This is a genomic window from Rhodovulum sp. YNF3179, from assembly GCF_050586465.1.
Lineage (GTDB): Bacteria > Pseudomonadota > Alphaproteobacteria > Rhodobacterales > Rhodobacteraceae > CAJXYS01.
This window is the reverse complement of sequence record NZ_JBOCEG010000004.1, coordinates 329,263-354,925: the sequence shown is the minus strand read 5'-3', so window position 1 is coordinate 354,925 and position 25,663 is coordinate 329,263. Positions and strand designations below refer to the sequence as shown.

The window sequence follows — 25,663 nt, the reverse complement described above, 5'->3', positions numbered from 1 at the left end:
GCCCCGCGCGGTCAGGCCGCGATGCGGTCGCCCAGTTTCTTGAGCATGTCGAGGCACAGCTCCAGCTGCGAGAACGAGACGTATTCGTCGGCCTTGTGCGCCTGCTCGATCGAGCCCGGCCCGCAGAGCACCGCCGACATCCCCATCTGCTGGAACAGCCCGGCCTCGGTGCCGAAGGGCACGACATCGGCGCCGTTCGCCCCGGTGAGTTCGGCGACCAGCGCCCGCGCGGCGTTCTCGTCGGCGGGCTCGAGCCCGGTGACCTCTCCGACGATATGGGTGACGATATCGGCCTCGGGCGCGACCGCCTGCATCGCCGGCAGCAGCGCGTCGCGACAATAATCTTGCAGGTCGTTGAGCACGAAGGACGCGTCCGAGGTCTGGACGGGCCGCATTTCCCATTCGACCTCGGCGCGGCTCGGGATGACGTTGTGCGCCACCCCGCCCGCGATCTTGCCGATGTTGATCGTGGTCCAGGGCGGGTCGAACCGGCTGTCGGCGGGCGCCCGGCCCTTGAGTTCCTCGCGCAGGTAGAGCAGCCGCGCCACGTAGCGCGCCGCGTATTCGGCCGCGTTCACGCCCCGGTCCGGCGACGAGCCGTGGCCCTCGAGACCCCGGAACTCGGTGGTGTATTCGTGGCAGCCCTTGTGCCCCTCGACGATCTGCATGCTGGTGGGCTCGCCGATGATCGCGATCTCGGGGCGGATCTCGCGCTCTTTCAGCTCGCGCACGAGCTGCTGGGCGCCGATGCAGCCGACCTCCTCGTCATAGGTGAAGGCGAAATGCAGCGGCCGGGTGAGCCCACGCTCGGCGAAATGCGGTGCCATCGCCAGCGCCGCGGCGATGAAGCCCTTCATGTCGCAGGTGCCGCGCCCGTAGAGATAGCCGTCGGTCTCGTAAAGCTCGAAAGGATCGGAGGACCAGTCCTGATCCTCCACCGGCACGACGTCGGTATGGCCCGACAGGACGATGCCGCCGTCGGTCTCGGGGCCGAGGGTCGCGAAGAGATTGGCCTTGAGCCCGCTCTCGTCCTGGATCAGCGCCACCCGCGCCCCGGCGCGTTCCAGCCTTTCGGCCAGGTAGGCGATCATCTCCAGGTTCGACCAGGCCGACACCGTGGGATAGGAGATCAGGTCGTGCAGGATCGCGACGGTGTCGCCAAGCTCTGACATGGGCTACTCCTTGACGAAGAGTTGCCGCGGGCGGTTGCAGAAGGTCTCGGCCGGGCCGCTCTCGCGGATGAGGATCGATTCGGTGATTTCCAGCCCCCAGTTTTCCATCCAGAGCCCCGGCATGAAATGGAAGGTCATGCCCGGCTCGAACACGGTCTCGTCCTCGCGCCGCAGCGAGATCGTCCGCTCGCCCCAGTCCGGCGGGTAGCTGATCCCGATGGGATAGCCGCATCGCGCGCCGCGGTCGATCCCGGCGCGTTCCAGCGGCGCGGCAAGCGCGTCGGCCACGTCGCAGGCGCGGTTGCCCGGCCGGGCGGCCTCGAGGCCGGCCTCGAGTCCCTCCAGCAGCGCGGAGGACGCCTCGAGCATGAAGGGCGGCGGCGTGCCCAGAAAGACCGTGCGGCAGCAGGGGGCGTGATAGCGGCGGTAGCAGCCGGAAATCTCGAAGAAGGTGGCGGCGCCTTCCTCGAAGATCTCGCCGTCCCAGGTCAGGTGCGGCGCGGCGGCATAGGGCCCGCTCGGCAAGAGCGGCACGATGGCCGGGTAGTCACCCCAGGCGCCTTCCACGCCCTCGATCGCGTCGTGGTAGATGTCGGCCACCAGGTCCTTCTTGAACACGCCGGGTTCCACCCGGTCCATGACCCCGTCGATCATCTTCTCGGTGATCCGGGCGGCGCGGCGCATGAAGTCGATCTCTTCGGCGGACTTCACCCCGCGCTGCCAGTTCACCAGCGCGGTGGCGTCGACGAGGTCGGCCTCTGGCAGTTCCTCGCGCAGCGTCAGGTAGGCCTTGGCCGAGAAATAATAGTTCTCCATCTCGACGCCGATGCGCCGGCCCCCGTAGCCGAGGTCTCGGATCATCCCGGCCAGGGCCTGCATCGGGTGGCAGACCGTCGACTGGACGTAGCGGTCGTCATACCAGGTGACGCGATCGTCCTCCATCCAGACGGTGACATAGGCGCCGTTCGCGTCCTGCCGGCGGCCCCACCAGATCGGGTCGGCGTCATGGAAGACAAGCACGCCCTGGTGGACGTAGAAGGACCAGCCGTCATAGCCGGTCAGCCAGGCCATGTTCGACGGATCCTCGACAAACAGCAGGTCGAGATCCTTTTCCGCCATCGCCGCCCGGACCTTGGTCAGGCGACGCTCGTACTCCGCAGCGCTGAACGGCGCATTCTCGATCGGCATTCCGGCCCTCTCCCCTCTCCTCCGTACCGCGCGCGCGATCGGGCACCGACGGGCCATACTGCGGCGCAGTTGACTTTGGCGCGGGTCACATGCTGCTTTGGGTCACCGTGTGCACCTGGACGCCGGGCGAAAGCGGGTCCGAGGTCGCGCTGCGGCGATGCTGCGACTCAACATGCCCTTTGTGGACGCCCTTACCCCAACACGGGCGACACCGAATTGTCCATCCGCGACAAGGAGCTGCCATGCCCCTGAGCCTAGCCGACATCTTCGACGCCCAAAAAAACATCGCCGGCGTGGCGACCGGCACGCCGCTGGTGCCCTCGCCGTTTCTGAGCGATCTCGCGGGACAGGAATTCCTGCTGAAGCTGGAGAACATGCAGCCGATCGGCGCCTTCAAGCTGCGCGGGGCGCTCAACGCGGTGATGCAACTGCCCGAGGACACGCCCGGCGTGACCTGCTGCTCGACCGGCAATCACGGGCGCGGCGTGGCCTACGCGGCCCGCGCGCGCGGCATCCGCGCGGTGATCTGCATGTCGGAGCTGGTGCCGCAGGCAAAGGTGGACGGCATCCGTGCGCTCGGGGGCGAGGTGCGGATCGTCGGGTGCAGCCAGGACGACGCCCTGGCCGAGGCGCAGCGCCTCGTCGCGGAGGAGGGGCTGACCGAGATTTCCCCCTTCGACGACCCGGCCGTGATCGCCGGACAGGGCACGATCGGGCTGGAGATGCTGACGGCGCGGCCGGACCTGCGCACGCTGCTGGTGCCGCTGTCGGGCGGCGGGCTGGCGGGCGGGGTCGCGCTGGCCGCGAAATCCATCGATCCCGCGATCCGCGTCATCGGCATCTCGATGGACCGCGGCGCCGCGATGCACGAGTCGCTCGCGGCCGGCCATCCCGTCGAGGTCGCGGAGGTGGCGAGCCTCGCCGACAGTCTCGGCGGCGGGATCGGCATGAACAACCAACTCTCCTTCGGGCTCTGCCGGGACCATCTCGACGCCACCGTGCTGGTGACCGAGGAAGACATCTACCGCGCCATGCAGACGCTCTACTACGAGGATCGCATCGTGGCCGAGGGCGCCTGCGTCGTGGGGATCGCGGCGCTCCAGGCCGGCAAGCTGCCGGCGCTCGACGGGCCGGCGGCCACCGTCGTCACGGGCCGCAACCTTGACATGGACATGTTCACCCGCATCGTGACCGGCCAGGATATCCAGCTCGGCGACTATACCGTGAAAGGCCGCGCCTATGGCACATGACATCCGCATCGCCACCGAGGACGAGCTGCGCCGCGCCGTCCGCCTGGACCTCGAGACCGTGGAGGTGATCGGGGCGGCTTTCGCCGCGCTCGCGGGGGGCGGCGTCGTGATGCCGCCGGTGATGTCGATGGACCTCGCCGCCGCCCATGGCGAGGTCGACGTCAAGACCGCCTATATTCCCGGCTTCGACGGGTTCGCGATCAAGGTCAGCCCAGGCTTCTTCGACAATCCCAAGATCGGCCTGCCCAGCCTGAACGGGCTGATGATCCTGTTCTCGGCCAGGACCGGGCTGGTCGAGGCGCTCTTCCTGGACAACGGCTATCTCACCGATATCCGCACCGCGGCGGCGGGCGCCGTCGCGGCACGGCACATGGCGCCCGCGACCGTCGAGACGGCCGGCGTGATCGGCACCGGGGTGCAGGCCCGCCTGCAGATGCAGGCCGCGCATCTGGTGCGGCCCTTCACGCGCCTGCTGGTCTGGGGGCGCGACGCGGACAAGGCCGCCGCCTGCGCCGCCGAGCTGTCCGAGACCCTGGGCGTCGCCGCCGTCCCGGTCACCGACCCGGCGCGGCTGGTGGCCGAGAGCCAGCTCGTCGTCACCACCACGCCCGCGCGCGCGCCGGTGCTGATGGCCGACTGGCTGCATCCCGGCCTGCACGTCACGGCGATGGGATCCGACCAGGCCGGCAAGAACGAGATCGACCCCCGCGCGCTGGCCACGGCGGACGCCTATGTCTGCGACCGCGTCAGCCAGTGCGAGACGATGGGCGAGCTGCGCCGCGCGCTGGAAACCGGTGACTGGCCGGGCGGCACCCCGCCGGAGCTGGGCGAGATCGTCACCGGCCGGGTCACGGCGCGGCAGCGGGACGCCGACATCACCATCTGCGACCTGACCGGCACCGGCGCGCAGGACACCGCCATCGCCACGCATGCGGCCCGCGTGATCGGGGCCGCCGGCGCCGGCACCACGATCCGGGCCTGAGCGCATGGTCCGGCTCGACGATCGCGACCTCGAACTGCTGCGGGTGCTCTCGGCCGAGGGCCGGATCACCAAGGCAGAGCTTGCCAAGCGCATAAACCTCTCGCCCACGCCCTGCTGGGAACGGCTCAGGCGGCTCGAGAAGGCGGGCGTGATCGAGGGCTACCGCGCCGAGGTCTCGCTCCGCGCGCTCGGGCCGCATGTGATGGTCTTCGTGGCCGTCGAACTGCAGGGCCACACCGCGGGAAACTTCCAGACCTTCGAAAGGGCCATGGCCAATTACGACGAGGTGATCGGCTGCTGGGCGCTCGGCGGCGGATTCGACTATCTGATGCAGGTGGTGGCCCGCGACATCGACGCCTATCAGCGCCTGATCGACGCGATGCTCGAAGCGCGGATCGGCCTCGCGCGCTACTACACCTACATCGTGACCAAGCCGGTCAAATCCTCTGCGCCGCTTCCGCTGGATCTGCTCTACGGCGCGGAATAGCAGGCGAATCCTCTGCAAAACGGCGCTACTCCAGCAGAATTCTCTGCCCGGGCCTCGGCAAATGGTCAATTTCTCTGCGCCACCCGGCATATCTCCTGTGACAGAACACACCACGGTGACAGGAGGACCGGATGACCCAGCAAACGCCCCTGCCCAAGAGCGCGCTCGCCCAGCTGGCCGATCCGCGCCTCGTGCGGCAGTTCTCCTATATCGGCGGCAAATGGTGCGGCGCGGCCAATGGCGACACGCTGGCGGTCACGAACCCGGCCGACGGGTCGTGGCTGGGCGAGGTCGCCAGCCTCTCGGCCGAAGAGAGCGCCGCCGCGGTCGACGCCGCGCATGACGCCTTCGCGACATGGTCGGGGCTGCTGCCGCAGGAGCGGTCGCGGCTGCTGCGGCGCTGGTTCGAGCTGATGATGGCGCACAAGGAAGACCTGGCGCTGATCATGACGCTCGAACAGGGCAAGCCGATCTCAGAGGCCCGCGGCGAGATCGATTACGCCGCCTCCTTCCTCGAGTTCTACGGCGAGGAAGCCAAGCGCCCGAACATCGAGGGCGTCACCAGCCACCTGCCCGACGCCGAGGTCGAGATCTGGCGCGAGCCGGTGGGCGTCGCGGCGCTGATCACGCCGTGGAATTTCCCCTCGGCCATGCTGACCCGCAAGGCCGGCGCGGCGATGGCCGCGGGCTGCACGGTCGTCGCGCATCCCTCGGGCGAAACGCCGTTCTCGGCGCTGGCCCTGGCGGAGCTGGCCGAGCGCGCCGGCATCCCCGGCGGCGCCTTCAACGTCGTCACGGGACGCGCCGGCACCGTCGTGGAACCCTGGACCAAGGCACGGCGGGTGCGCGCGCTGTCCTTCACCGGCTCGACCGAGATCGGCCGGCTGCTCTACCGCCAGAGCGCGGACACGGTCAAGCGGCTGGTGATGGAGCTGGGCGGCCACGCCCCGTTCCTGCTGTTCGCCGACGCCGACATGGACCAGGCCGTCGAGGAGGCGGTGAAGGCCAAGTTCGCCACCAGCGGGCAGGACTGCCTGGGCGCCAACCGCTTCTACGTGGAACGCCCGGTCTATGACGCGTTCTGCCGCCGCTTCGCGGCCGCCACCGAACGGCTGTCCGTGGCAAGCGGGCTCGACGATCCGGATATCGGCCCGCTGATGAACGAGAAGGCCGTCGCCAAGCAGGAAGAGCACGTCGCCGACGCCCGGGCCAGGGGCGCGCGCGTGTTGACCGGCGGCGCCCGGCACGCCGCCGGACCCCTGTTTTTCCAGCCGACCGTGCTGGCCGACGTGCCCGACGCGGCGCTGATCATGCACGAGGAGACCTTCGGGCCGGTGGCCGCCATCACCCCCTTCGACACCGAGGAGGAGGTGCTGGCCCGCGCCAACGATACCGAGTACGGCCTGGTGGCCTATCTTCACACGATGGACCCGCGGCGCATCTACCGCGCCTCGCGGTCGCTGGAATACGGCATGGTCGCCGTGAACCGCACCAAGGTCACCGGCGCGCCGATCCCCTTCGGCGGCTACAAGCAGTCCGGCATCAACCGCGAAGGCGCCCGGCTGGGGATGGAGGCCTTCACCGAAGTCAAGTATGTCTGCCGCGACTGGGCATGAGGAAAGGACAGTGACGATGCTCAAGAACGATCAACTCGACCAGTGGGACCGTGACAACTTCTTCCACCCCTCGACGCACCTGGCGCAGTTCGCCCGCGGCGACGCGCCGAACCGGATCGTCAAGGGCGGCGAGGGCGTCTATATCGAGGACCGCGACGGCACCCGCCTGCTGGACGGCTTCGCCGGGCTCTACTGCGTGAACGTGGGCTACGGCCGCACCGAGATCGCCGAGGCCATCGCCAGGCAGGCCCACGAGCTGGCCTATTACCACGCCTATGTCGGCCACGGCACCGAGGCCTCGATCACGCTGGCCAAGATGATCCTCGACCGCGCGCCGGCGCACATGTCGAAGGTCTATTTCGGGCTCGGGGGATCGGACGCGAACGAGACCAACGTGAAACTGGTCTGGTACTACAACAACGTTCGCGGCAAGCCCCAGAAGAAGAAGATCATCTCGCGCTGGCGCGGCTATCACGGCTCGGGCCTGATGACCGGGTCGCTGACCGGGCTCGAGCTGTTCCACAAGGCGTTCGACCTGCCGCTGGCGCAGGTGATCCACACCGAGGCGCCCTATTACTTCCGCCGCGACGATCTCGACATGAGCGAGGAAGAGTTCACCGCCCATTGCGCGGCCGAGCTCGAGGCGCTGATCGCGCGCGAGGGCCCCGAGACCATCGGCGCCTTCATCGGCGAGCCGCTGCTCGGCACCGGGGGCATCGTGCCGCCGCCGGCCGGCTACTGGGAGGCGATACAGCCGATCCTGAAGAAGCACGACATCCTGCTGATCGCCGACGAGGTGGTCACCGGCTTCGGGCGCACCGGATCGATGATGGGCTCGACCCATTACGGGCTTGAGCCCGACATCATCACCATCGCCAAGGGGCTGACCTCTGCCTATGCGCCGCTCTCGGGCTCGATCGTCTCGGACAGGATCTGGAAGGGTCTCGAAGAGGGCACGGACGCGCTCGGCCCGATCGGCCATGGCTGGACCTATTCCGCCCACCCGATCGGCGCGGCCGCGGGCATCGCCAACCTCGCGCTGATCGACAAGCTGGGGCTGGTCGAGAACGCCGGCCGGACCGGGCGCTATTTCGTCGACGCGATGAAGACCGCGCTGGCCGATCACCCGAATGTGGGCGAGGTTCGCGGCGAGGGGATGCTCTGTGCCGTCGAGTTCGTCGAGAAGAAGGACGGCCGCGTCTTCTTCGACCCGGACAAGAAGATCGGCGCCGCGGTCGCCGGCGCGCTGGTGCGCGAGGGGGTGATCGGCCGCGCCATGCCGCAGGGCGACATCCTCGGCTTCGCCCCCCCGCTCTGCCTGAGCGCGGCCGAGGCCGACATCATCGTCGACAAGACCCGGACCGCGGTGGCGTCGGTCCTGGGCTGAGCGCTCCCGTCGGGCGCCGGGGGGCCGTCTGCCCCCCGGACCCCCCGAGGATATTTCCGGAACGATGAAGGGTTCTGGACGCCAGGGCACGGACCGCGCTATGCGATGGGCCGAGCCGGCCCAGAAGGAGAGCGCGCCATGAGCTTCGACCGATCGATCAAGATCGCCCCCTCGATCCTGTCCGCGGATTTCGCGGATTTCGGCCGCGAATGCGCGGCGATCGAGGCCCAGGGCTGCGACTGGGTGCATGTCGACGTGATGGACGGGCATTTCGTGCCCAACCTCACCTTCGGCCCGCCCCTGGTGAAGGCGATCCGGCCCCATGTGAAGACGGTGATGGACGTGCACCTGATGATCGCGCCGGTGGATCCCTATATCGCGGCCTTCGCCGAGGCCGGCGCCGACATCATCACCGCCCATCTCGAGTCCGGGGCGCACACCCACCGCACGCTGCAGGCGATCCGCGCGAGCGGGGCGAAGGCGGGGCTCGCCATCAATCCCGGGACCGGGATCGAGGACGTGGACTACCTGCTCGACATGGTGGACCTGGTCTGCGTGATGACGGTCAACCCGGGCTTCGGCGGGCAGAAGTTCATCCATTCCCAGATCGACAAGGTGAAGCGGCTTCGCGCCATGATCGGCGACCGCCCCGTGCATATCGAGATCGACGGCGGCGTGACGCCCGAGACGGCACCGCTGGTCGCCGCGGCGGGCGCGGACGTTCTGGTCGCCGGATCGGCCGTCTTCCGGGGCGGGTCGGTCGCGGACCCCGCGCCCTATGGCGAGAACATCCGCGCGATCCGCGCCGCGGCCGAGGCCGCGACCGGGCAGATGGCCTGAGGCGGCCAGCGTGACCGGCCTGTCCCCCGGGCGCGGTGCGGTCGTCTTCGATCTCGACGGCACGCTGATCGACTCGGCGCCGGACATCCAGCAGGCCGCCAACGCCGTGCTGGCCGCCGAGGGCCTGCCCCCGATCACGGCGGAAGAGACGCGCCGCTTCATCGGCAACGGCGCAGGCGTCTTCGTCGCGCGCATGATGGCGGCGGCCGGGCGCGACCCGGAGCCGGCGGCGCATGCGCGGCTCTTGTCCGGGTTCCTCGCGCGCTACGAATCGGCGGTTCACCTGACCCGGGTCTATCCCGGGGTGGGCGGGGCGCTCGCCGCGCTGCGGGCGGCCGGGCACCGGCTGGCGATCTGCACGAACAAGCCCGTGGCCCCGGCGCGGGCGGTGCTGGCGCATCTCGGGCTTGCGCCGGTTTTCGAGGCGGTGGTCGGCGGCGACAGTCTGCCCGTACGCAAACCGGATCCGGCGCCCCTGCTGCAGGCGGTCGGCGAACTGGGCGCCATACCCGCAGTCTATGTGGGCGACAGCGAGGTCGACGCAGAGACGGCGGCCCGCGCCGGGCTGCCCTTCGCGCTTTACACCGAGGGCTACCGGAAGACCCCGGTGGACGCCCTGCCCCATGACGCGCGCTTCGACAGCTTCGCGGCGCTGCCGGGCCTGGTGGACCGGCTGATGCCCCGGACCGCGTAGCGCCCCCCCCCCCGCGTCAGCGCGCCGCGGCCGAGGCCGTCCGATTGATATATTCAAACATTGCAATCTAACGCTGTATCCCTATATACCGGCGCATGCAGAGAGATTCGGAGGACCGCATGAAACCCGACGTCAAAGCCTTCTTCGACGAAGCCACCTTCACCGCCTCTTTCGTGGTCAAGGATCCCGCCAGCGATGCCTGCGCCATCGTCGATTCGGTGCTGGATTTCGACTATGCGTCGGGGCGGACCGACACGCGCTCGGCCGACGCGATCATCCGCTACGTGACCGACCAGGGTCTCAGGGTCGAATGGATCCTCGAGACCCATGTCCATGCCGACCACCTGTCCGCCGCGCCCTACATCCAGCAGGAAGTGGGCGGCAAGATCGGCATCGGCGACCGGATCATGGTCGTGCAGGACACCTTCGGGAAGGTCTTCAACGAGGGCACCGAGTTCCAGCGCGACGGCAGCCAGTTCGACAGGCTCTTCGTCGAGGGCGACAGCTTCCGGATCGGCGCGCTCGAGGCCCGCGTGCTGCACACGCCCGGCCACACGCCGGCCTGCCTGACCTACGTGATCGGCGACGCGGCCTTCGTGGGCGACACGCTGTTCATGCCCGATTTCGGCACCGCGCGCTGCGACTTCCCCGGCGGTTCGGCCGAGACGCTCTATGGCTCGATCCAGAAGATCCTCGCCCTGCCCGACGACACCCGGATCTTCGTCGGCCACGACTACAAGGCCCCGGGGCGCGACGACTATGCCTGGGAGACCACGGTCGCCGAGGAGAAGGCCCGCAACATCCACGTGGGCGGCGATGCCGACAAGGATGCCTTCGTCAAGATGCGGACCGAGCGCGATGCGACGCTCAAGATGCCCCGGCTGATCATCCCGTCGCTGCAGGTCAACATGCGCGCCGGCCAGATGCCGCCGGCGGAAGATGACGGCAACACCTATCTCAAGGTCCCGGTGAACGGGCTCTGATCCAGACCCTCCGGCCGCGCCACCCCGGCGCGGCCCCGTTTTCCCCGCGGAGGAACGCCCAATGGAAATCAAACCCATCTCCCCCCATTTCGCGGCCTCGCCGCAGCTGCGCCCCGAGGACGTGCAACGCGCTGTAGATGCCGGCTACAAGACGATCGTCTGCAACCGTCCCGATCACGAGGGCGACGACCAGCCGACGGCCGCCGAGATGGCCGAGGCCGCGCGCCGGGCCGGGGCCGATTTCCGGTTCCTGCCGATCAAGCCGGGCTCGATCACGGCGGACCTGATGACCGCGTTCGACGACATCCTGGCCACCGCCAAGGGGCCGATCCTGGGCTATTGCCGCACCGGCAACCGGTCCTCGACGCTCTGGGCGCTGTCGAAGGCGCCGCTGCTGTCGCCGGACGCGATCCTCGCCGCGACGGGCCGCGCGGGCTATGATCTCTCCGCCCTGCGCCCGCGCCTTGCGGCGGCCTTTGAGGGCGACGTCGAGAAGGCCGCGACGATCCATCACAAGGTGGTCGTGCTCGGCGGCGGCGCCGGCGGGCTGGCCGCCATCGGGTCGCTGCTGAAACGGGCCCCGCGGCTCGACGTGGCGCTGATCGAGCCGCGCGAGGATCACTACTACCAGCCCGGCTGGACGCTGGTGGGCGGCGGGGTCTTCGACCGCGGCCAGACGCGGCGCAGGCTGCAGGAGGTCCTGCCAGAGGGTGTCGCCCTGATCCGCCAGGCCGCGGCCGGCTTCCGCCCCGACGAGAACCTGGTGGTGCTCGAGAACGGCCAGAAGGTGTCTTACGAGCAGCTGATCCTGGCCCCGGGGCTCAAGCTCGACTGGAGCGCGGTGAAAGGGCTGTGCGAGACGCTCGGCAAGAACGGCGTCACCTCGAACTACAGTTACAGCACCGCCCCCTATACCTGGGAGCTGGTGCAGTCGCTCAAGGGCGGCAAGGCGATCTTCACCCAGCCGCCGATGCCGATCAAATGCGCCGGCGCGCCGCAGAAGGCCATGTATCTCTCGGCCGATTACTGGCATCGCCACGGCGTGCTGAACACCATCGACATCGAGTTCGCCAATGCCGGCGGCGTGCTCTTCGGCGTGCCGGACTACGTGCCCGCCCTGATGGAATACATCGAGAAATACGACGCCACGCTGTCCTTCCACCACAATCTCGTGGCGGTCGACGGGCCGGCGCGCAAGGCGACCTTCGAGGTGACCGCGAACGGCGAGACGCGGACCGTCGAAAAGACGTTCGACATGCTCCATGTCACCCCGCCGCAGACCGGGCTCGACTTCATCAAGGCCTCGCCGCTCGCCGACGCGGCGGGCTGGATCGACGTCGACCAGGCGACGCTCCGTCACAGGCGTTTCGACAACGTCTGGGGGCTGGGCGACGGCGCCTCGACGCCGAACGCCAAGACCGCCGCGGCCGTGCGCAAGCAGGCCCCCGTGGTCGCGGTCAACGTGCTGAACGTGCTCGACGGCAAGACCCCGGTCGCGCAGTATGACGGCTACGGCTCTTGCCCGCTGACGGTGGAGCGCGGCAAGATCGTCCTGGCCGAGTTCGGCTATGGCGGCAAGCTGCAGCCGAGCTTCCCCAGCTGGGTGATCGACGGCACCAAGCCGACCCGCGCCGCCTGGTTCCTCAAGGAACGGCTGCTGCCGCCGATGTACTGGCAGGGCATGTTCAAGGGCCGCGAATGGCTGGCCGAACCCGACGTGACCTTCAAGCCGGTCGCGGCCGCCGAATGATCCAGCCGTGCGGGCCGACGCCACGGCCCGCGCAGAGTTTTCTCCCCGCCGGTCCCCAGGGCCGGACACCTGACGGGGCGGCCCGAACGCGAAACGGCCGCCCCGGCCTTTTTCAGGAGCGTGGACCACATGCTGAGGAAATACTTTCCTATCCTCGACTGGGGCGCCGCCTATGACCGCGACACCCTGACCGACGACCTGATCGCCGCGGTGATCGTCACGATCATGCTGATCCCGCAGTCGCTGGCCTACGCGCTGCTGGCGGGGCTGCCGGCCGAGGTGGGGCTCTACGCCTCGATCGCGCCGCTGGTGATCTACGCGGTCTTCGGCACGTCGCGCGCGCTGGCGGTGGGCCCGGTGGCCGTGGCCTCGCTGATGACGGCGGCGGCGGCGGGCCAGCTGGCCGCGCAGGGCACGCCGGAATATTACACCGCCGCGATCCTGATGGCCTTCCTTTCCGGGCTTATGCTGACGGCGATGGGGTTCCTTCGGCTGGGGTTCCTGGCCAATTTCCTGAGCCACCCGGTGATCTCGGGGTTCATCACCGCCTCGGGGCTGATCATCGCGGCGAGCCAGCTACGCCATATCCTCGGGGTGGAGGCCCATGGCCACACGCTGGTCGATATCCTCGCGACGCTCTTGGCGCATCTGGGCGACATCAACCTGCCGACCCTGGCGATCGGGGTCTTCGCCACCGGTTTCCTGTTCTGGTCGCGCAGCCGGCTGAAACCGCTTTTGAACCGCCTGGGCATCACGGGCAAGCTGGCGGGCGTCCTGACCCGCACCGGCCCGGTCTTCGCCGTCGCCGCGACGACGCTGGCCACCTGGGCGCTGGCGCTGGACGAGTCCGGCGTCGCCGTGGTGGGCGCGGTGCCGCAGGGCCTGCCCGGCCTCACCGTGCCCAGCTTCGACGTCCAGCTCTGGGCCCAGATCGCCGTGCCCGCGCTGCTGATCTCGATCGTGGGCTATGTCGAGACGATCTCGGTCGCGCAGACACTCGCCGCCAAGCGCCGCCAGCGCGTCGATCCCGACCAGGAACTCGTCGCGCTCGGCGCCTCGAACCTCGGCTCGGCGGTCTCGGGCGGCTTCCCGGTGACCGGGGGCTTCTCGCGGTCGGTGGTGAATTTCGACGCCGGCGCCCGGACCCCGGCCGCCGGCGCCTACACCGCGGTCGGCATCGCGCTGGCGACGATGTTCCTGACGCCGCTTCTCTTCTTCCTGCCCAAGGCCACGCTGGCCGCCACGATCATCGTGGCCGTGCTTTCGCTGATCGATCTTCCGGCGCTGAAACGGACCTGGGACTATTCGCGGATGGATTTCGCCGCGATGGCCGCGACGATCCTCGTGACGCTGGCCTTCGGCGTGGAGATGGGCATCATCGCGGGCGTCGGCCTTTCCATCGGCCTGCATCTCTACCGCACGTCGAAGCCCCATGTGGCGGTCGTCGGGCAGGTTCCGGGGACCGAGCATTTCCGCAACATCGACCGGCACGACGTGGTCACGCTGCCCGAGGTTTTCTCTGTCCGGGTGGATGAAAGCCTCTATTTCCCGAACGCGCGGTTTCTCGAGGATCTCGTCGCCGACGCCGTCGCCAGCGAGCCGCGCATCCGCCACGTGGTGCTGATGTGCCCGGCGGTGAACCATGTCGACGCCTCCGCGCTCGAAAGCCTCGAGGCGATCAATGCGCGTCTCAGGGACGCCAACGTGACGCTACACCTCTCCGAAGTGAAGGGACCGGTCATGGATCGGCTGGCCCGGTCCCATTTCCTCGACGAGCTGACCGGCGAGGTTTACCTGACCCAGTACGATGCGCTGCATGCCCTGGCGCCGAAGCTGGCCGAAGAGACCCTGGGCGCGGCGCGCAAGCTTGACGCCTGCCGCACGACGCGCGGCGCCTGAGCGCCGTTTTTCCCGGGCCTTTGACATTGATCAAGGCCCGGGCCGGTCCTGCGTGCCACACGCGCCGCGACACATGATGACGAGGAGACCGGGTATGGACTGGACCGACTACATGAACGCCACCAAGGATCAGGTGCGCGTGCTGAACCGCACGATTCCCGAAACCACCAAGGCCTTCGGCGCCCTGGGCAAGGCGGTGAAGGAAACCGGCGCGCTGGACGTGAAGACCAAGGAATTCGTGGCCCTCGGCATCGCGGTCGCCGACCGCTGTGAGAGCTGCATCGGCTTCCATGTCGAGGCGCTCGCCAAGGCGGGCGCCACGCGCGAGGAGGTGGCCGACGTGCTGTCCATGTGCGTGCAGATGGGCGGCGGGCCGTCGCTGATGTACGCCGCCAAGGCGCTCGACGCCTGGGACCAGCTCTGCGGCAGTTCCGAGGCCAGGGCGGCAGAGTGACCGCCGCCCGCTGAACGCCGAAGACCCCGGGGCCGCGGCCGCCGGGGTCTTTTTTCGCGCCAGGGGTCAGCCGTCCTTGCGGATGACCTCGTTCTTCGGGTCGTAGGGGCTGTCCTCGGTCACCTCGGCGTCCCAAAGCTGGTTGAACATCCGGACCTTCAGCCTGGTGCCGGGCTCGGCCAGGTCGGGGGTGACGTAGCCCATGCCGATCTGCTTGCCGAAGGCGACCGAGTAGCCGCCCGAGGTCAGCCGCCCGACCTTGGTGTCGCCGTCATAGAGCGCCTCGCGCCCCCAGGGATCGGCGTCTTCCGGGCCGTCGATCAGGACGGTCACGCATCTGGAGCGGATGCCGAGCGCCTGCATCGCCGCCTTGCCGCGGAAGTCCTTCGACAGGTCGACGAAACGGTCGAGCCCGGCTTCGAGCGGCGTGGCGTCACGGCCGAGTTCATGGCCGAAGGCGCGGTAGCTCTTCTCCTGGCGCAGCCAGTTCTGCGCCCGCGCCCCGCAAAGTTTGAGCCCATGCTTCTCGCCCGCGGCCATAAGCTGGTCCCAGAGATAGCTCGACATCTCGATCGGGTGGTGCAGCTCCCAGCCCAGCTCGCCCGTGTAGGCGACGCGGACGGCCATGACCGGGCACATGCCAAGCTCAATCTCGCGCATCGACAGCCAGGGGAAGCGCTTGTTGCCGAGCACCGTGTCCGGATCGGCGTCCTTGACGATCTCCTTGAGCACGTCACGGGATTTCGGACCGGCGATGGCGAAGACGCCCCACTGGGTGGTCGCGTCGTGGATCTCGACATAGCCGAACGCCTCGCGCTTGTCCTCGGCGGCCTTGCGGAGATAATCGCCGTCATAGGCCGTCCACGCCCCGGCGGAGACGAGGTAATAGTCGTCCTCGCCCCGGCGCACGATGGTGTATTCGGTCCGCGTGGTGCCGGCATCCGTCAGCGCGTAGGTCAGGTTGATGCGGCCGACCTTCGGCAGCTTGTTGCAGGTGAACCAGTCGAGGAACGCCGTCGCACCCGGCCCGCGCACGACGTGCTTGGTGAAGGCGGTGGCATCGAAGAGCCCGGCGCCGTTCCGCACGGCGTCGGCCTCGGCCTTGGCATACGCCCACCATCCGCCGCGGCGGAAGCTGCGCGCGTCGTGGTCGAACCCCTCCGGCGCGTCCAGCGGGCCATAGTAGTTGGGCCGCTCCCATCCGTTCACAACGCCGAACTGCGCGCCCAGCGCCTTCTGGCGATCGTAGACCGGCGCGGTGCGCAGCGGCCGGCAGGCTTCGCGCTCCTCGTCGGGATGGTGCAGGATGTAGACGTGGGAATAGGCTTCCTCGTTCTTGCGGGCGGCGTATTCCGTTGTCACCCAATCGCCGTAACGCTTGGGGTCCAGCGACGCCATGTCGATCTCGGCCTCGCCCTCGACCATCATCTGCGCGAGGTAGTAGCCGGTGCCGCCGGCGGCGGTGATCCCGAAGGAAAAGCCCTCGGCCAGCCACATGTTGCGCAGCCCCGGGGCGGGGCCGACCAGCGGGTTGCCGTCCGGCGTGTAGCAGATCGGCCCGTTGTAGTCGTCCTTGAGCCCCACGGTTTCCGAGGACGGGATCCGGTGGATCATCGACATGTACTCTTCCTCGATCCGCTCGAGGTCCAGCGGGAAGAGATCGGCGCGGAAGCTGTCGGGCACGCCGTATTCGAACCGCGCCGGCGCGTTCCATTCATAGGGGCCGAGGATCCAGCCGCCGCGTTCCTCGCGCACGTACCACTTCGCGTCGGCGTCGCGCAGCACCGGGTGCTCGGGATTGCCGGCCTTGCGGTACGCGACCAGCTCCGGGTCCGGCTCGGTCACGATGTACTGGTGTTCCACCGGGATCGCCGGCATCTTGATGCCGAGCTGGCGCGCGGTGCGCTGGGCGTGGTTGCCGGTCGCGGTGACGACGTGCTCGGCGTGAATCTCCACCTGCTCTTCGGTCGGCACGAGGTTGCCGCCCTTCTCGACCATCTTGGTGCAGGTCACGATCCATTCGCTGCCGGTCCACCGGTAGCCGTCCACCTGCATCTTGCGGACGACCTCGACACCGCGCTGGCGCGCGCCCTTGGCCATGGCCTGGGTGACGTCGGCCGGGTTGATGTAGCCGTCGCCGGGGTGGTAAATCGCACCCTTCAGGTCCTCGGTGTGGACCAGCGGCCAGCGCTCCTTGATCTGGGCGGGCGTCATCCACTCGTACTCGATCCCGACGGTTTCGGCCGTCGAGGCGTAGAGCATGTACTCGTCCATCCGCTCCTGCGTCTGGGCCATGCGCAGGTTGCCGACCACGTAGAAACCGGCATTGAGGCCCGTTTCCGCCTCGAGCGACTTGTAGAAATCCACCGAGTAGTCGTGGATGTGGCTCACCGCGTAGCTCATGTTGAAGAGCGGCAGCAGACCCGCCGCGTGCCAGGTCGAGCCGGACGTCAGCTCGTCCCGCTCCAGCAGGACGACGTCGGACCAGCCTGCCTTGGCCAGGTGATAGGCGATGGAGGCGCCGATGGCGCCACCGCCGACGACGAGCGCTTTGACGTGGGTTTTCATTGGGTCGCTCCGCGATGCAGTGTTCCTGACCCGTGTTTATCGTCCCACGAAACCCGGAAGATAAGCGTATCGACGGAATCCCTGCCGAAACCGACACGCAAGGCCCGCCATGCTCTGGAACTTGCCCCGCGCGCGGCATAGCTTGGCCTCACAGGAGGATCCGCCGATGACAAACCCGCTACTGGACGACTGGGACACGCCGTTCGACCTGCCGCCCTTCGACCGCATCTCGGACGCGGATTTCGCGCCCGCCTTCGATGCCGCGCTCGCCGAGGCCCGCGCCGCCGTGGACGCCATCGCGGCCGATCCCGCGCCACCCGACTTCGCCAACACCATCGAGGCGCTGGAGCGCACCGACCGCGCCCTCGACCGGGTGGCCGGGGTCTTCTTCAACCTGGCCGGCGCGGACAGCAACCCGGCGCGACAGGCGCTGCAGCGCGACCTGGCGCCCAGGCTGTCGGCCTATGCCTCGGACGTGGCGATGAACGCCCGGCTCTATGCCCGGGTCGAGAGCGTCTGGGCAACGCGCGACGCCGCCGGGCTGACGGACGAACAGCTGCGGCTTCTGGAATTGACCCGGCGCATGTTCCGCCGCGCGGGCGCCGGGCTCGAAGGAGACGCCCGCGACCGGCTGCGCGCGGTCAAGGAACGCCTGGCGGTGCTGGGCACGACCTTCACCCAGAACCTGCTGGCCGACGAGGCCGACTGGTCCATGGAACTGTCCGAGGCCGATCTCGAGGGGTTGCCGGGCTTCGTGGTGGACGCCGCCCGCGCCGCCGGCGCGGAACGCGGGCTCGACGGCCCGGCGATCACCTTGTCACGGTCGCTGATCGTGCCCTTCCTGCAGTTCTCGCCGCGCCGCGACCTGCGCGCGGCCGCCTGGCGGGCCTGGGCGGCGCGCGGGGCCAACGGCGGCGAGACGGACAACCGCGCGATTGCGGCCGAGGTGCTGGCGCTGCGCGCGGAACGCGCGCGGCTGCTGGGCTATGACAGCTTCGCGGCATGGAAGCTGGAAACCGAGATGGCCAAGACGCCGGACGCCGTGCGCAGGTTGCTGATGCAGGTCTGGACGCCGGCCCGCGCCCGGGCCGAGGCCGACGCCCGCGCCCTGACCGCGCTGATGCAGGCCGACGGGATCAACGGCGCGCTGGAACCCTGGGACTGGCGGTACTACGCGGAGAAACGCCGCATGGCAGAGCACGCGCTCGACGAGGCGGCGCTGAAACCGTATTTCCAGCTCGACCGCATGATCGAGGCCGCCTTCGACGTGGCCGGGCGACTGTTCGGTCTCAGCTTCCGCCCGGTGGACGTGCCGCTCTACCACCCCGACGCCCGCGCCTGGGAGGTTCGCAAGGGCGACCGCCACATGGGCATTTTCATTGCCGATCATTTCGCCCGCGCCTCGAAACGCTCGGGGGCGTGGTGTTCGTCCTTCCGCGGGCAGCGCAAGCTCGACGGCGAGGTGCGCCCGGTCGCGGTCAATGTCTGCAACTTCGCCAAGCCCCCCGGGGGCCAGCCGGCGCTGCTGTCCTTCGACGACGCGCAGACGCTGTTCCACGAATTCGGCCACGCGCTGCACGTGTTGCTCTCGGACGTGACCTACGGCTCTCTCTCGGGCACGCGGGTCGCGCGTGATTTCGTCGAACTGCCGAGCCAGCTCTTCGAGCACTGGCTCGAGGTGCCCGAGATCCTGCGCCGCTACGCCACCCACGCCGAGACCGGCGCACCGATCCCGCAGGACACGCTCGACCGGCTGCTCGCCGCGCGGAATTTCGACCAGGGCTTCGCCACCGTCGAATACACGGCGAGCGCGCTGGTGGACCTCGCTTTCCACGACGGCCCGGCCCCCGCCGATCCGGTGGCCCGACAGCAGGACGTCCTGGCCGAGATCGGCATGCCGCGCGCCATCGGGATGCGCCACGCCACGCCGCATTTCGCGCATGTCTTCGCCGGCGACGGCTATTCCAGCGGCTACTACAGCTACATGTGGTCCGAGATGATGGACGCCGATGCCTTCGCCGCCTTCGAGGAAGCCGGCGACGTGTTCGACCAGACCACGGCGGAAAAGCTCGAACGCCACATCCTGTCGGCCGGCGGCACCGACGAGGCGGACGCGCTCTATACCGCGTTCCGGGGCCGGATGCCGGGGGTCGAGGCGCTGCTCAGGGGTCGGGGGCTCGACCGGGTGGCGTAGCCGCCCGCCGGCCGCCGACCGGATCCTTGTGGATGATGACGTCGGTCTCGGGATAGGCCTTCAGGATCTTGCGGCGCAGGGCCGCACCGATGGCATGGGCCTCTTCCAGCGTCTGGGCCCCGTCAAGCTCGATATGCAGGTTCACGAAGACCCGCGCGCCCGCCGTGCGGGTCTTGAGGTCGTGAAAGCCATGCACCCCCGGATGGGCGCGCGCGATCCGCTCGATCCCGGCGATCAGCGCGGGATCGGCGCGCCTGTCCATCAGCGCGTCGAAAGCCCCCTTGCCGATGCGGGCACCGCCGAAGAGCAGGATCACGGCCGCGATCAGCGCCACGATGCTGTCCAGGCTGTAGACGCCCCAGCGCGCCGCGACGTAAAGCGAGACGATCGCGCCGATATTGGGCAGCAGGTCGCTGAGATAGTGGAGCGCATCCGCCGCGACCACCCGCGAGCGGGTCCGTCGCGCCACCCGGCGCTGCCCGATCACGAGACCCGTGGTCAGCAGGATCGAGATCCCCATGACCGCCATGCCCCAGCCCTCGGCCTCGAGCGGGCGGATATCGCCGGACATCAGCCGCAAGGCCGCGGCGCCGCCGATGGCAAGCGCGGACACGGTGATGAAGGTGCTCTGCCCGAGCGCGGCGATATCCTCGGCGGAAGAATGGCCAAAGGCGTGGTCCTCGTCGGGCGGGCGCGCCGCGTAGACCAGCGCGGCCAGCCCGCCGAGCGAGACCATCAGGTCGAGCAGGTTGTCGGCCAGGCTCGCCGCGATGGAAAGCGCCCCGGTTTCCAGCAGGGCCCAGAATTTCAGCGCGGCCAGCACCGCGGCCACGGTGACCGAGGCCCCGCCCGCGAGAATGTTCAGCCTGTCGTCGCCCTGGCCCGCCATGCCGTTCCGTCCTTCGCCCGCGCCGATCCTAGCGCCGGCGCGCGGTCGGGGCTACTCGCGGATCTCGTCGGGATCCACCCCCCAGATCGTGCTCTTGGGCACCCAGCCATCGTAGCCGCCGGCGGTGATCTCGCACCAGTCGGCACGGCAGGCGCCAAGCCGGGCGATCACGCCTTCCTCGGCCCGCGCGACGACCGTCGCGCCCGGCATCGGCTTGAGCCTGAGCGCCAGCATCTCCTCTTGCACGATGACGGTGCGCACCCCCGAGAGCAGCGCGTAATGCATCCAGCCGCCGGCGCCCTCGCGGTCGCGGACGCGCCGCCAGTGGCCGAACTCGGCCGTGATCTGGAGCGGCATGTTCTCGCGCTTGAAGACCCAGTCGACGCGATGGGTCAGGCTCGGGCCGCGGCGCACGTTGCCCTCGCTGGCCTTCATCGACACGAACCGCGGCAGCGGCAGATTCGTCACCGGGCCGCGCCCGTCGGCCAGGCCGGTCGCAAAAGATTGAAAAACAAAGAGAATGGCCAGGGCAAACGCCCCCATCACCCGACCGGTCATGCCCTGCGCCTGCCCGTTTTCATTTATCGCTGCCTCCGGGGATCTTTCGCCCGCTTTCGCCTTGCCCCCGCGGCGCGGAGTTTGTCACTATGCCCCGAGGAATTCCAGCACAGGATGGAGGGACATGCCTGCCCAGAAACTGAGTGTTGTCGTCACGCGACGGTTGCCGGAGCCGGTCGAGACCCGGATGAAGGAGCTCTTCAACGTCGAGCTGCGCGAGACCGACGCAAAGATGGACCGGTCCGAGCTGACCGCCGCCATGCAGCGCGCGGACGTGCTCGTGCCGACCATCACCGACGAAATCGATGCTGGGCTGCTGGCGCAGGCCGGGGAAAAGCTGAAGCTGATCGCCAATTACGGCGCCGGTTTCGACCATATCGACGTGGCGACGGCGCGGCAGCGCGGGATCCTCGTCTCCAACACCCCGGGCGTCCTGACCGAGGACACGGCGGACATGACCATCGCGCTGATCCTGACGGTGATGCGGCGTTTCCGCGAGGGATCCACCATCATGCAGTCGGGCGAATGGGCGGGCTGGTCGCCCAACGCCCTGCTGGGCCACCGGGTCGGCGGCAAGCGGCTGGGCATCCTGGGCATGGGGCGGATCGGCACGGCGGTCGCACGCCGCGCCCGCGCCTTCGGCATGCAGATCCACTACCACAACCGCCGGCGGGTCCACGAGACGATCGAGGACGAACTCGAGGCGACCTACTGGGAAAGCCTCGACCAGATGGTCAGCCGGATGGACATCCTGTCGATCAACTGCCCGCACACGCCGTCCACCTTTCACCTGATGAACGCCCGCCGCCTGAAGCTGATGAAGCCCGAGGCGGTGATCGTGAACACCTCGCGCGGCGAGGTGGTCGACGAGAACGCGCTGACGCGGATGCTGCGCGCGGGCGAGATCGCGGGCGCCGGGCTGGACGTGTTCGAGCGCGGCACCGAGGTCAATCCGCGGCTGCGCGGGCTCGATAACGTGATGCTGCTGCCGCATATGGGCTCCGCCACCCATGAGGGGCGGATGGAAATGGGCGAGAAGGTCATCATCAACATCAAGACCTTCGCGGACGGGCACCGCCCGCCCGACCAGGTCGTGCCAAGCATGCTCTGAGCCGGGGCGCGCCCGTCAGCTTTCGGCGGGCGCGCCGCAGACCGGGCAGCCGGCGCGGCGGCTGACCGTCATCACGCGGTTCTCCCCCCAGAGCGCGTCGTAGAACATCAGCCGCCCGCGCAGCGACTGGCCCGCGCCGGCCACGTCCTTCACCGCCTCCACCGCCATCATGGACCCCACGACGCCGGGCAGCGCCCCGATCACGCCGGCCTCGGCGCAGGACGGCGCGAGCCCCTCGGCCGGGGCCTCGGGAAAGACGCAGGCGTAGCATGGCGCCCCCCGCGCGGGGTCGTAGAGGCTGATCTGGCCCTCCCACTGGGTGATGGCCGCCGCGATCAGCGGCGTTTCGGTCGCCACGGCCGCGCGGTTCACCAGGTAGCGCGTGTCGAAATTGTCCGAGCCGTCGAGCACCAGGTCGTAGTCCGCGAAAAGCGCCGCGGCGGTTTCCGCGTCGAGCCGGCGGCGATAGGGCCGCACGGTCACATGCGGGTTGAGCGCGGCGATCGCCGCCTCGGCCGAAAACACCTTGGGCATGCCCTGCCGCGCATCCGTGTGGATCACCTGGCGCTGGAGGTTCGACAGGCTGACCTCGTCATCATCCACCACGCCGATCGTCCCGACCCCCGCGGCCGCGAGATAGAGCAGCGCCGGCGAGCCGAGCCCCCCCGCGCCGACGACCAGCACGCGCGCGTCCCTGAGTTTCTTCTGCCCGGGCCCGCCTACCTCGCGCAGCACGATGTGCCGGGCGTAGCGTTCGAGTTCCTCCTCCGAAAACGGGCCCTGCCGGGTCTCGGGCACCGGGGGGGCGGCGCGCCCGCGCAGCCAGCGCAGCCCCTGGCCATAGGCCAGCACCCCGGCACCAAGCCCCAGCACGATCAGCCAGTTGACGAGCGAACCGCCCGTCGCGCTGCGCAAGGGATGCCCCGCCGGCAAGAGGATCTGCACCAGGATCACGCCGCCCAGGATCACGCCGATCATCACCGCTTGCGGCCCGGCGGGCACCTTCATGATCCGGCCGAGCAGCAACAGCCCGCCGATCAGCGCAAGAACCCAGAGCATCAGCCGCGCCCCGTCGATCCGAACCCGCCGGTCCCCCGCGACGTCTCGCCCAGGGTCTCGGCCAGTTCGACGCGCGCCTGCACGACGGGCGCCACGACCATCTGCGCGATCCGGTCGCCGTGATGGACCTTGTATGGCGCCTCCCCCAGGTTGATCAGGATCACGCCCAGCGGCCCGCGATAGTCGCTGTCGATCGTGCCCGGCGTGTTGGCCAGCGTGATGCCGTGCTTCAGCGCGAGACCCGAGCGTGGCCGGACCTGCATCTCGTAGCCGGGCGGGATCTCGACCCGCAGCCCCGTCGGCACCAGCGCGCGGGCGCCGGGCGCCAGCGTCACGCCGGCGGCGCGGTCCGCGTCCGCCAGGTTGGCACGCAGATCCGCCCCCGCGGCGCCCGGCGTCTCGTAGGCGGGCAGCGGCAGCGACCGGTCGGAATCCGGTTCGCGGGTGAAACGCAGCGCCGGCGTCATCCGGCCAGCGCCTCGGCGATCCGGTGGGCCAGGCGCGCGGCCACCTCGGTCTTGGAAAGGCGCGGCCAGCTTTCGGCGCCCGCCTCGGTGATCAGGGTCACCGCGTTCTCGTCGCCGCCCATGATCCCGGTCCCGGGCGAGACGTCGTTGGCGAGGATCCAGTCGCAGCCCTTGCGCGTTCTCTTGGCCCGGGCATTGGCCGTGACGTCGTCGGTCTCGGCGGCGAAACCCACGACCAGCGGCGGCCGGCCGCGTGTCATCCCGGCGACCGTGGCGAGGATGTCGGGATTCTCGACCAGTTCCAGCGCCGGGGCGGCTGCGCCCGGTTTCTTCTTGATCTTCGACCCCGTCGCCCCGGCCACGTGCCAGTCAGCCACCGCGGCGGCGAAGACGGCGGCATCGGCCGGCAGCGCGGCCTCGACCGCGGCGAGCATCTCGCGCGCGGTCTCGACCCGTTTCACGGTGACACCCGCCGGCGGCGGGACGTCCGCCGGGCCGGTGACGAAGACGACCTCGGCCCCCAGCGCCGCCAGCGCCCGCGCGATGGCCGTGCCCTGCGCGCCCGAGGACCGGTTGGCGATGTAGCGCACCGGGTCGATGGGCTCGTGCGTCGGCCCCGACGTCACGACGACCTTGCGGCCCGTCAGCGGGCCGCTGGCCAGGGCCGCGGCCGCCGCCGCGACGATCTCGGGCACCTCGGCCATGCGGCCCGGCCCGTATTCGCCGCAGGCCATGTCACCCTCTGCCGGGCCGACAAGGGCGACGCCGTCCGCGGCCAGTCGCGCGGCATTGCGCCGGGTGGCGGGATGCTCCCACATGCGCACGTTCATCGCGGGCGCGATCATGACCGGCGTGTCGGTCGCCATCAGCAGGGTCGAGGCCAGGTCGTCGGCATGCCCGTTCGCCATCTTCGCCATCAGGTCGGCCGTCGCGGGGGCCACCACTAACAGGTCGGCAGCGCGGCTGAGCTCGATATGGCCCATCTCGGCCTCATCGGTCAGGTCGAAGAGATCGCGATAGACCTTCTCGGCGGCCAAGGCCGAAGCCGAGAGCGGGGTCACGAACTCTTCCGCCGCGCGGGTCAGCACCGGCGTAACCGCCGCGCCCTGCTCGCGCAGACGGCGGATCAGCTCGAGACTCTTGAACGCCGCGATACCGCCGCCGACGATCAGGAGAATGCGTTTGCCTGCAAGCATATGGGCGCCCCTCCGGCCTTTGCTCGGTTCTACGCGCCCGCCGCCGCGCGCGCAAGCGCGGCTCAGTCGCCGCGGAAGGCCGCGCAGGGGTCGGCGCGGTCCGCCGGCGCGGTGACGAGCCAGCGATCATAGGGCGCCGGCGGCAGCGGGTCCGACTCCAGCTGGCCAATGCTGAGCACCTCCAGCCCGGGCCGCGCGCGGCGCAGCGCGGCGGGAACGCCGCGGCGCAGATGGGCATGGCCATTGCCGGTGACAAGCGCGACCGGGGTGCCGTGCATCTCCGCCGCCTCGACCACCGCGCGTGCCAGCGCCGCGTCGCGCAGGCGCTGCGCCGCGACCATGCCCGGCAGCATCTCCGGTGGCAGGGCATCGCAATGGGCGGCCATCTGGTCGGCTTCGCGGGCCGTCTGTTCCGCTTCCGGCAAGGGGGCGGCGAGACCATACTCCGCCGCCCCTTCACCGAAGATCGCGGCCGGATCCTCGCCCATGGCGCGGCGCACGGTCGCGCGCGGCAGCGCACCGCCGACGATGGCGGCCCCGGGGGCCGCGGTGAAGAGCGGGTGATACATCGCGAAATCGGGCCAGCCGGACTCCGCCCAGCCCAGCGCCTCGGCCAGGGCGACGGGATCGGCGCGGTTCCCGGGCGTTACCTGCGCCGCCTGTTCGGGGCGCAGCATCTCGAACACGACGGCCGCCGGTTCGAGCGCGGCCAGCGCGCGGGCCTGGTTCTCGTGATGGCGGGGGTTGTCGTGAACCTCGCCCAGGATCACCACGTCGGCCCGCGGCAGCGTGTCCAACGCGGCAGGTTCCATGCGCATGGCCCCCGCGATGGCGGGGGCCAGGCAGACGGTCAGAACGAAAATGGCGAGGCGTGTCATCATACGCAGAGATAGGCACGGGAAGGCGGGTTTCGCAACGC

22 protein-coding genes are annotated in these 25,663 nt (G+C 69.5%); 13 read left to right on the top strand and 9 right to left on the bottom strand.

Annotated features, from left to right (window positions below):
* Positions 1-11: 11 nt before the first annotated feature.
* Both argE and ACQ5SP_RS09415 read right to left on the bottom strand, forming a co-directional pair.
* A complete protein-coding gene (argE, locus tag ACQ5SP_RS09420; RefSeq protein ID WP_430938103.1) occupies positions 12-1,172 on the bottom strand; it encodes an acetylornithine deacetylase in 1,161 nt (386 codons plus the stop codon).
* A 3-nt stretch (positions 1,173-1,175) separates the two neighbouring features.
* The gene (locus tag ACQ5SP_RS09415; RefSeq protein ID WP_430938102.1) at positions 1,176-2,360 is read right to left on the bottom strand and encodes a M24 family metallopeptidase; all 1,185 of its coding nucleotides are present in this window, start codon (positions 2,358-2,360) and stop codon (positions 1,176-1,178) included.
* Between the two features lie 242 nt (positions 2,361-2,602).
* On the opposite strand from ACQ5SP_RS09415, the gene eutB reads away from it, so the two are divergent.
* From eutB to ACQ5SP_RS09360, 11 genes are all read left to right on the top strand, one after another.
* The gene (gene eutB, locus ACQ5SP_RS09410; RefSeq protein ID WP_430938101.1) at positions 2,603-3,610 is read left to right on the top strand and encodes a hydroxyectoine utilization dehydratase EutB; all 1,008 of its coding nucleotides are present in this window, start codon (positions 2,603-2,605) and stop codon (positions 3,608-3,610) included.
* Positions 3,600-4,592 carry a cyclodeaminase gene (locus tag ACQ5SP_RS09405; RefSeq protein WP_430938100.1) on the top strand — a complete coding sequence of 331 codons (993 nt, stop codon included), beginning with the start codon at positions 3,600-3,602 and terminating at the stop codon, positions 4,590-4,592. The genes eutB and ACQ5SP_RS09405 overlap by 11 nt, the downstream gene beginning before the upstream one ends.
* 4 nt (positions 4,593-4,596) lie before the next feature.
* Positions 4,597-5,079 (top strand): Lrp/AsnC family transcriptional regulator, encoded by a 483-nt coding sequence (locus ACQ5SP_RS09400; RefSeq protein ID WP_430938099.1) that lies wholly within the window; start codon positions 4,597-4,599, stop codon positions 5,077-5,079.
* Positions 5,080-5,210: 131 nt separating this feature from the next.
* On the top strand, positions 5,211-6,695 hold the full coding sequence (locus ACQ5SP_RS09395) for an NAD-dependent succinate-semialdehyde dehydrogenase (protein WP_430938098.1): 1,485 nt from the start codon (positions 5,211-5,213) through the stop codon (positions 6,693-6,695).
* Between the two features lie 16 nt (positions 6,696-6,711).
* Positions 6,712-8,082, top strand: coding sequence for an aspartate aminotransferase family protein (locus ACQ5SP_RS09390; RefSeq protein WP_430938097.1), 1,371 nt, complete (start codon positions 6,712-6,714; stop codon positions 8,080-8,082).
* 138 nt (positions 8,083-8,220) lie between these two features.
* A complete protein-coding gene (gene rpe / locus ACQ5SP_RS09385) occupies positions 8,221-8,922 on the top strand; it encodes a ribulose-phosphate 3-epimerase (protein WP_430938096.1) in 702 nt (233 codons plus the stop codon).
* 19 nt (positions 8,923-8,941) lie between these two features.
* Positions 8,942-9,616 (top strand): phosphoglycolate phosphatase, encoded by a 675-nt coding sequence (gene gph, locus ACQ5SP_RS09380; RefSeq protein ID WP_430938169.1) that lies wholly within the window; start codon positions 8,942-8,944, stop codon positions 9,614-9,616.
* Between the two features lie 119 nt (positions 9,617-9,735).
* Positions 9,736-10,599: an MBL fold metallo-hydrolase gene (locus ACQ5SP_RS09375; RefSeq protein ID WP_430938168.1), complete on the top strand. Its 864-nt coding sequence runs from the start codon at positions 9,736-9,738 to the stop codon at positions 10,597-10,599.
* A gap of 61 nt (positions 10,600-10,660) precedes the next feature.
* Positions 10,661-12,349: a TIGR01244 family sulfur transferase gene (locus ACQ5SP_RS09370; protein WP_430938095.1), complete on the top strand. Its 1,689-nt coding sequence runs from the start codon at positions 10,661-10,663 to the stop codon at positions 12,347-12,349.
* A gap of 129 nt (positions 12,350-12,478) precedes the next feature.
* Positions 12,479-14,248, top strand: coding sequence for a SulP family inorganic anion transporter (locus tag ACQ5SP_RS09365; RefSeq protein WP_430938094.1), 1,770 nt, complete (start codon positions 12,479-12,481; stop codon positions 14,246-14,248).
* Between the two features lie 94 nt (positions 14,249-14,342).
* Positions 14,343-14,702 carry a carboxymuconolactone decarboxylase family protein gene (locus ACQ5SP_RS09360; RefSeq protein ID WP_430938093.1) on the top strand — a complete coding sequence of 120 codons (360 nt, stop codon included), beginning with the start codon at positions 14,343-14,345 and terminating at the stop codon, positions 14,700-14,702.
* 66 nt (positions 14,703-14,768) lie between these two features.
* Here ACQ5SP_RS09360 and ACQ5SP_RS09355 read toward each other — a convergent pair whose 3' ends face one another.
* Positions 14,769-17,270 (bottom strand): GcvT family protein, encoded by a 2,502-nt coding sequence (locus ACQ5SP_RS09355; protein WP_430938092.1) that lies wholly within the window; start codon positions 17,268-17,270, stop codon positions 14,769-14,771.
* 166 nt (positions 17,271-17,436) lie between these two features.
* Here ACQ5SP_RS09355 and ACQ5SP_RS09350 point away from each other — a divergent pair, with 166 nt between their 5' ends.
* A complete protein-coding gene (locus tag ACQ5SP_RS09350) occupies positions 17,437-19,464 on the top strand; it encodes a M3 family metallopeptidase (RefSeq protein ID WP_430938091.1) in 2,028 nt (675 codons plus the stop codon).
* Here the strand turns inward: ACQ5SP_RS09350 and ACQ5SP_RS09345 are convergent.
* Together ACQ5SP_RS09345 and ACQ5SP_RS09340 are read right to left on the bottom strand one after the other, a co-directional pair.
* Positions 19,433-20,353: a cation diffusion facilitator family transporter gene (locus ACQ5SP_RS09345; RefSeq protein WP_430938090.1), complete on the bottom strand. Its 921-nt coding sequence runs from the start codon at positions 20,351-20,353 to the stop codon at positions 19,433-19,435. The genes ACQ5SP_RS09350 and ACQ5SP_RS09345 overlap by 32 nt on opposite strands.
* Before the next feature lie 51 nt (positions 20,354-20,404).
* A complete protein-coding gene (locus ACQ5SP_RS09340; protein WP_430938167.1) occupies positions 20,405-20,896 on the bottom strand; it encodes an SH3 domain-containing protein in 492 nt (163 codons plus the stop codon).
* Positions 20,897-21,035: 139 nt separating this feature from the next.
* Here ACQ5SP_RS09340 and ACQ5SP_RS09335 point away from each other — a divergent pair, with 139 nt between their 5' ends.
* Positions 21,036-22,022, top strand: a complete 987-nt coding sequence (locus ACQ5SP_RS09335) for a 2-hydroxyacid dehydrogenase (protein WP_430938089.1) — start codon at positions 21,036-21,038, stop codon at positions 22,020-22,022.
* 15 nt (positions 22,023-22,037) lie between these two features.
* Here ACQ5SP_RS09335 and ACQ5SP_RS09330 read toward each other — a convergent pair whose 3' ends face one another.
* From ACQ5SP_RS09330 to ACQ5SP_RS09315, 4 genes are all read right to left on the bottom strand, one after another.
* Positions 22,038-23,081 (bottom strand): HesA/MoeB/ThiF family protein, encoded by a 1,044-nt coding sequence (locus ACQ5SP_RS09330; RefSeq protein ID WP_430938088.1) that lies wholly within the window; start codon positions 23,079-23,081, stop codon positions 22,038-22,040.
* Positions 23,081-23,548: a dUTP diphosphatase gene (gene dut, locus ACQ5SP_RS09325; RefSeq protein ID WP_430938087.1), complete on the bottom strand. Its 468-nt coding sequence runs from the start codon at positions 23,546-23,548 to the stop codon at positions 23,081-23,083. The genes ACQ5SP_RS09330 and dut overlap by 1 nt, the downstream gene beginning before the upstream one ends.
* Positions 23,545-24,744: a bifunctional phosphopantothenoylcysteine decarboxylase/phosphopantothenate--cysteine ligase CoaBC gene (coaBC, locus tag ACQ5SP_RS09320; protein WP_430938086.1), complete on the bottom strand. Its 1,200-nt coding sequence runs from the start codon at positions 24,742-24,744 to the stop codon at positions 23,545-23,547. The genes dut and coaBC overlap by 4 nt, the downstream gene beginning before the upstream one ends.
* Before the next feature lie 62 nt (positions 24,745-24,806).
* The gene (locus tag ACQ5SP_RS09315) at positions 24,807-25,625 is read right to left on the bottom strand and encodes a ChaN family lipoprotein (protein ID WP_430938085.1); all 819 of its coding nucleotides are present in this window, start codon (positions 25,623-25,625) and stop codon (positions 24,807-24,809) included.
* Positions 25,626-25,663: the final 38 nt, after the last annotated feature.

Coding starts and splice junctions, on each gene's coding strand:
- argE (WP_430938103.1), bottom strand. CDS start 1,172: ATGTCAGAGCTTGGCGACACCGTCGCGATCCTGCACGACCTGATCTCC.
- ACQ5SP_RS09415 (WP_430938102.1), bottom strand. CDS start 2,360: ATGCCGATCGAGAATGCGCCGTTCAGCGCTGCGGAGTACGAGCGTCGC.
- eutB (WP_430938101.1), top strand. CDS start 2,603: ATGCCCCTGAGCCTAGCCGACATCTTCGACGCCCAAAAAAACATCGCC.
- ACQ5SP_RS09405 (WP_430938100.1), top strand. CDS start 3,600: ATGGCACATGACATCCGCATCGCCACCGAGGACGAGCTGCGCCGCGCC.
- ACQ5SP_RS09400 (WP_430938099.1), top strand. CDS start 4,597: ATGGTCCGGCTCGACGATCGCGACCTCGAACTGCTGCGGGTGCTCTCG.
- ACQ5SP_RS09395 (WP_430938098.1), top strand. CDS start 5,211: ATGACCCAGCAAACGCCCCTGCCCAAGAGCGCGCTCGCCCAGCTGGCC.
- ACQ5SP_RS09390 (WP_430938097.1), top strand. CDS start 6,712: ATGCTCAAGAACGATCAACTCGACCAGTGGGACCGTGACAACTTCTTC.
- rpe (WP_430938096.1), top strand. CDS start 8,221: ATGAGCTTCGACCGATCGATCAAGATCGCCCCCTCGATCCTGTCCGCG.
- ACQ5SP_RS09375 (WP_430938168.1), top strand. CDS start 9,736: ATGAAACCCGACGTCAAAGCCTTCTTCGACGAAGCCACCTTCACCGCC.
- ACQ5SP_RS09370 (WP_430938095.1), top strand. CDS start 10,661: ATGGAAATCAAACCCATCTCCCCCCATTTCGCGGCCTCGCCGCAGCTG.
- ACQ5SP_RS09365 (WP_430938094.1), top strand. CDS start 12,479: ATGCTGAGGAAATACTTTCCTATCCTCGACTGGGGCGCCGCCTATGAC.
- ACQ5SP_RS09360 (WP_430938093.1), top strand. CDS start 14,343: ATGGACTGGACCGACTACATGAACGCCACCAAGGATCAGGTGCGCGTG.
- ACQ5SP_RS09355 (WP_430938092.1), bottom strand. CDS start 17,270: ATGAAAACCCACGTCAAAGCGCTCGTCGTCGGCGGTGGCGCCATCGGC.
- ACQ5SP_RS09350 (WP_430938091.1), top strand. CDS start 17,437: ATGACAAACCCGCTACTGGACGACTGGGACACGCCGTTCGACCTGCCG.
- ACQ5SP_RS09345 (WP_430938090.1), bottom strand. CDS start 20,353: ATGGCGGGCCAGGGCGACGACAGGCTGAACATTCTCGCGGGCGGGGCC.
- ACQ5SP_RS09340 (WP_430938167.1), bottom strand. CDS start 20,896: ATGGGGGCGTTTGCCCTGGCCATTCTCTTTGTTTTTCAATCTTTTGCG.
- ACQ5SP_RS09335 (WP_430938089.1), top strand. CDS start 21,036: ATGCCTGCCCAGAAACTGAGTGTTGTCGTCACGCGACGGTTGCCGGAG.
- ACQ5SP_RS09330 (WP_430938088.1), bottom strand. CDS start 23,081: ATGCTCTGGGTTCTTGCGCTGATCGGCGGGCTGTTGCTGCTCGGCCGG.
- dut (WP_430938087.1), bottom strand. CDS start 23,548: ATGACGCCGGCGCTGCGTTTCACCCGCGAACCGGATTCCGACCGGTCG.
- coaBC (WP_430938086.1), bottom strand. CDS start 24,744: ATGCTTGCAGGCAAACGCATTCTCCTGATCGTCGGCGGCGGTATCGCG.
- ACQ5SP_RS09315 (WP_430938085.1), bottom strand. CDS start 25,625: ATGATGACACGCCTCGCCATTTTCGTTCTGACCGTCTGCCTGGCCCCC.